This window comes from Microbacterium sp. (assembly GCF_047605725.1).
Lineage (GTDB): Bacteria > Actinomycetota > Actinomycetes > Actinomycetales > Microbacteriaceae > Microbacterium.
In genome coordinates, this window is sequence record NZ_JASGFE010000087.1 from 1 (window position 1) to 4,158 (window position 4,158).

The 4,158-nt window shown below is 71.3% G+C and carries 7 protein-coding genes; 2 read left to right on the forward strand and 5 right to left on the reverse strand.

Features of this window, described 5'->3' with window-relative positions; all coding sequences use genetic code 11:
• From QM641_RS12665 to QM641_RS12675, 3 genes are all read right to left on the reverse strand, one after another.
• On the reverse strand, positions 1 to 304 hold a 304-nt coding region (locus QM641_RS12665), incomplete at its 3' end, for a hypothetical protein (RefSeq protein WP_415117033.1).
• Positions 305 to 589: 285 nt separating this feature from the next.
• Complete coding sequence (locus QM641_RS12670; protein WP_415117035.1) at positions 590 to 988, reverse strand: PIN domain-containing protein; 399 nt, start codon at positions 986 to 988, stop codon at positions 590 to 592.
• Positions 985 to 1,191, reverse strand: coding sequence for a type II toxin-antitoxin system VapB family antitoxin (locus tag QM641_RS12675; RefSeq protein WP_415117037.1), 207 nt, complete (start codon positions 1,189 to 1,191; stop codon positions 985 to 987). The genes QM641_RS12670 and QM641_RS12675 overlap by 4 nt, the downstream gene beginning before the upstream one ends.
• Positions 1,192 to 1,224: 33 nt before the next feature.
• On the opposite strand from QM641_RS12675, the gene QM641_RS12680 reads away from it, so the two are divergent.
• Both QM641_RS12680 and QM641_RS12685 read left to right on the forward strand, forming a co-directional pair.
• Positions 1,225 to 1,494, forward strand: a complete 270-nt coding sequence (locus QM641_RS12680; RefSeq protein WP_415117039.1) for a type II toxin-antitoxin system VapB family antitoxin — start codon at positions 1,225 to 1,227, stop codon at positions 1,492 to 1,494.
• Positions 1,491 to 1,883: a type II toxin-antitoxin system VapC family toxin gene (locus tag QM641_RS12685; RefSeq protein ID WP_415117041.1), complete on the forward strand. Its 393-nt coding sequence runs from the start codon at positions 1,491 to 1,493 to the stop codon at positions 1,881 to 1,883. The genes QM641_RS12680 and QM641_RS12685 overlap by 4 nt, the downstream gene beginning before the upstream one ends.
• Positions 1,884 to 2,008: 125 nt before the next feature.
• Here the strand turns inward: QM641_RS12685 and QM641_RS12690 are convergent, their stop codons facing one another.
• The gene (locus QM641_RS12690; RefSeq protein WP_415117043.1) at positions 2,009 to 2,620 is read right to left on the reverse strand and encodes a hypothetical protein; all 612 of its coding nucleotides are present in this window, start codon (positions 2,618 to 2,620) and stop codon (positions 2,009 to 2,011) included.
• Positions 2,617 to 4,158 (reverse strand): multicopper oxidase family protein (locus tag QM641_RS12695; RefSeq protein ID WP_415117045.1); only part of this gene is annotated, 1,542 nt, incomplete at its 5' end. The genes QM641_RS12695 and QM641_RS12690, both read right to left, overlap by 4 nt.

Below are 4,158 nucleotides of genomic sequence, written 5' to 3' on the forward strand. Positions count from 1 at the left end.
TCGCTTCACCCTTCGACACCCCGGTCACGTCCCGCACGAACTCCACCGCGTTGCGATGCCCCGTGCCCTGGACGAGCCCGCCGTGTCCCCGGTCCCTCCCGGACCGGGCAGCGGCGACCCCGACCAGCACGGTCCGCAGCATCGCGACCTGCTTCTCTACCCCCGCGACCATCCCGAGGGCGTCACGCACTGAGGCGTCGCTGAGCCGCACCGCAGACGCGGGCAGCTCCGCGGCATCCACATTCAGTTCCGCGAACACACCCAGCCGCGCTACCGCGTCGCTGATATCTTCGAGGAGTCCCATACCAAGAGTCTCCCACAGGCCTCCGACATTGAGACCTATGACCTAGATCGCTCCTCTGGCCGCTCATGTCGGCTACCGTGACGTCGCCGACATCGAAGCCGTGCAGCGTGGCCGGCTGGACTCTCTTGGGGTTGGGACGTTCCATGTCTCGGGACCAAGCTGATCATCGACCTGATGCCGGTCGCGCAGGCGATGACTCGGTCATGGCTGCTCACTTCTTGGGCATCCCCTCGGCAGTCCGCGGCGATCAGGAGCGTCGATCACCTTCCCAGCTCGCTGGGGAGTTCAGAGCAGCGAGACGGTCTGCACGCCGCAGTACGCGCGCAGCACCTCGAAGTCGCGGTCGCGGTGCACGATCGGAAGCGCGAGGCGCAGCGCGGCCGCCGCGATGAGACAGTCGCCGAGGCTCCGCACGGTCTCGCCTGCGCGGCGGCACTCGCGCTGCAACGCCGCGGACCGCAGCGTGTCGGCCAGCGGCTCGGCCGGCGCGATCTCGAAGGATTCCAGCATCCGCCGCCTCCGCGCGGCGACCAACTCGTCCGTGGGCCCACTGAGCAGTTCGAGGAGGACCGTCTCGGGGATCACGATCCGGTCGCCGCGCTCGATCATCTGCGCCAGCCGATCGCCGGCAACGGACGACCCAGGGCGCAGGAACTCGATCCACACCGATGTGTCGACGATCACGCCGACATCCACTCGCCTTCGACCTCATCGTTGTCGAACTCGATGCCACTGCCACGCATGGCGAGTATCTCGCTTCGTGTCATCGGCTGCGCGATCAGGCTCCGCAGTGCGAAGTCCACCGCACTGCGCTTGGACTCGAGACGATACCGACCCATCACCTCGGCGATCAGTCGCTCATCGATGTCCACGTTCGTCCGGGCCATGGCACTATGATACACCTTGATGTGTATGCTCACATGAGCCTCAACATCAAGAACGAGCGCGTGCACGAGCTCGCCAGAGAGGCGGCGCGCGTCACCGGGAAGTCCCAGACCAGCGCCATCGAAGAGGGGCTGCGCCTGCTGCTGGCTCAGCGCGGGGCCGATCCCGACGCCTCCGCACGTGCGGCGCGCATCGAGCGCCTTCTCGCGATCGGCGAGCGGTATCGCCAGGAGGAGGTCGTGCCGCCCGGCGGGATCGCTTCCGTGGATGATCTCTACGACGCGGCGACGGGCCTCCCCCGATGATCGTGGACAGTTCCGCCGTGCTGGCCGTGCTCCAGGGCGAAGACGAGGGGCAGACCTGCGCCGAGCTCCTCATCGACAACGAATGCCGGATGTCGGCGGCGAACTGGCTCGAAGCAGCCGTCGTCGTGGACAACAGGTCGGTCCGCACGCAGCGCGACTTCGACGAGCTGATCGAGACCGCGCAGATCGCCATCGAGCCGGTGACTCTCGCGCAGGTGCGCATCGCGCGTGAGGCGTACCGCCGATACGGGCGCGGGTCGGGCCACGCGGCGCGGCTGAACGTCGGCGACTGCTTCGCCTACGCGCTGTCGGTCAGCACCGGCGAGCGCCTGCTCTTCGTCGGCGACGACTTCGCCGCGACCGATCTGCTCCCCGCCATCCCTCGCTGATCCCCCGGCCTCAGCCCCGCACCACCGTCCCCGCGGCGCCGTCCACGGTGACCCAGAACCACCGGACACCACAGCGTCGACGGATGCCGTCGGCCGCGGCGAGGTCGGTTGCCATGGATGCCTCCTCAACTCACTCTCGCGGCGATGCACAGCCACGCCGCCGGATATCCCAGCCACGCCAGTCCGCCCGGGACGCCGCCGACGACCCACAGCACGACCCGGCTCGGCCCCTCCGGGACCAGGAAGGCGACCCCGATCAGGAGCGCCCCGACCACCAGCGCGACCACGAGCGCGACGGCGAGCCCGGCCACCCACCCCGGCAGCGCGCCCTGCCGCACCGCCGCCGACGTGGCGATCGCGGTCCAGACGAAGGCGAGGAGCACCGCGGGAAGCGCGGTGATCGTCTGCACCTCCAGCGTGGTCCGCCCCGCCAGCATCACGAGCGTCACGATCGCCATCGCCGCGATCCCGGCCACGACGGCGCCGGTCAGCACCCACCAGGCCCCGCCCAGCCGGGCGTGGCGCGCGAGGAGGATCGTCGCGACGATCCACGGCACCGCGCCCAGCACCGAGAGCCAGTCGTTGGTCGGCCCCAGCCAGAACCACCCGGCCTGCACGTCGCCCCACGGCCGCGCCAGCGCGAAGAACAGCACCAGCGCCAGCAGCGACGCCGCCGACAGGAAGCCGGTGACCCCGGCCCAGATCCGCACCTGCTCGGCCATCTCGTCTCCGCTCACTCCGGCGCGTTGCCGGCCGGCCCGCCGTGCTCGAACGGCGTCGTGACGCCGCGGTAGGCGAGGTGGGTCACCATACCGAGGGCGGCGTGCTCGAGGTTGTGGCAGTGATCCATCCAGATGCCGGGGTTATCGGCATCCAGCGCGACCTCCCACACCTCGCCGGGTCCCACGTCGAACGTGTCGAGCCACAGCGGCGCGGCCGGGACGCGGCCGTCGACCGCCAGCACCCGCACCGCGTGCCCGTGCGGGTGCATCGGATGGGTCTCGAATCCTCGGTTCACGAACCTCAGCCGCACGACGTCGCCCTCCGACACCACGGTGGGCTCGATGAACGGATACACGCGTCCGTCGACGGTGTAGGCATAGTTCGGCGCGCCCTGGACGAGTCTCGGCAGCCGGTCGAGCAGCAGCGTCCGCTCCACGTCGAAGCCCGCGCCCGCGAGGTCCGCCTCGATCGCCGCGTCGGCATCGGCGTGCGGCGAGTCCGAACCGGCGGGCGCTGCGACGAGGTCGGTGACCGGATCGAACGCGGTCTCCGGGATCGTGAGCGTCGGCACGGCGCTCCCGGCGCTCGGCACGAGGGCGAGGCCGCCCCCGCGATCGCTCGCCACTCCGACGCGGACGGGTTCGTCCGGCATCCCGAACACGACGTCGATCCGTCCGCCGGCAGGGACGACGAGCGCACGATCCTGAAGGATGCCGGTGGTCACGTCGGTCCCGTCGAGTGCCGCGACCCGGAACGGCGTCCCCTGCACCGCGAAGGTCTGCGGCGCCTGGTCGGTGTTGATCAGCCGCAGCCGGACGGACTGCCCCGGCGCGACGGTGCGCGTCTCGAGCACGTCGCTCGTGCCGAGCACCACCGCGCCGGAGAACGTGTGCACCGGAAGCACCAGGTCGACGTCCTCGGTGGGACCGGATGCCGGGTGGACCACCAGCGTGCCGTACAGCCCGCGCACCACGCCCTGCGAGCCGCGCTGATGGGTGTGGTACCAGTAGGTGCCGGGCCGAGTCATCGGGATGCCGGCCCGCAACTCCTCGCCGGGGAGCACGGCATCCTGCGTCACCCCGGCGACCCCGTCGAACGCGTTCGCCACCGGATACCCGTGCCAGTGGACCGTCACGCCCGCGGCGACATCGAGGTCTGTGACGCGGACTGCGAGGGTATCGCCGACCCGCACGTCGAGAGCGGGACCGGCGAGCTCGCCGAACGTCCACGCCGCGATCGACCTGCCCGACGGCAGGTCGATCGACTGCCGCTGCGCGGCCAGCTCGACCTCGACGGTCGCGCCGGGTGCACCCGGCGCGTCCGGCGCGGTGGTCAGGCTCGTCACGCTCAGGCCGTCGGAGGGCTCGGATCCGGTCCCATCGGCGTCGGAGGGCTCGGAGCCGGTCCCATCGGCGGCGTGCCCGTGCGCGGCGACCGGCCCGAACCCTCCGCCCTCGAGCGCCCCGGCCCCGGTCGAGCCCAGGAACCCGACGACCCCGGCCCCCAGGACCACCGCCGCGGCGGCCGCACCGGCGGCGAGCGCCGGACGGCG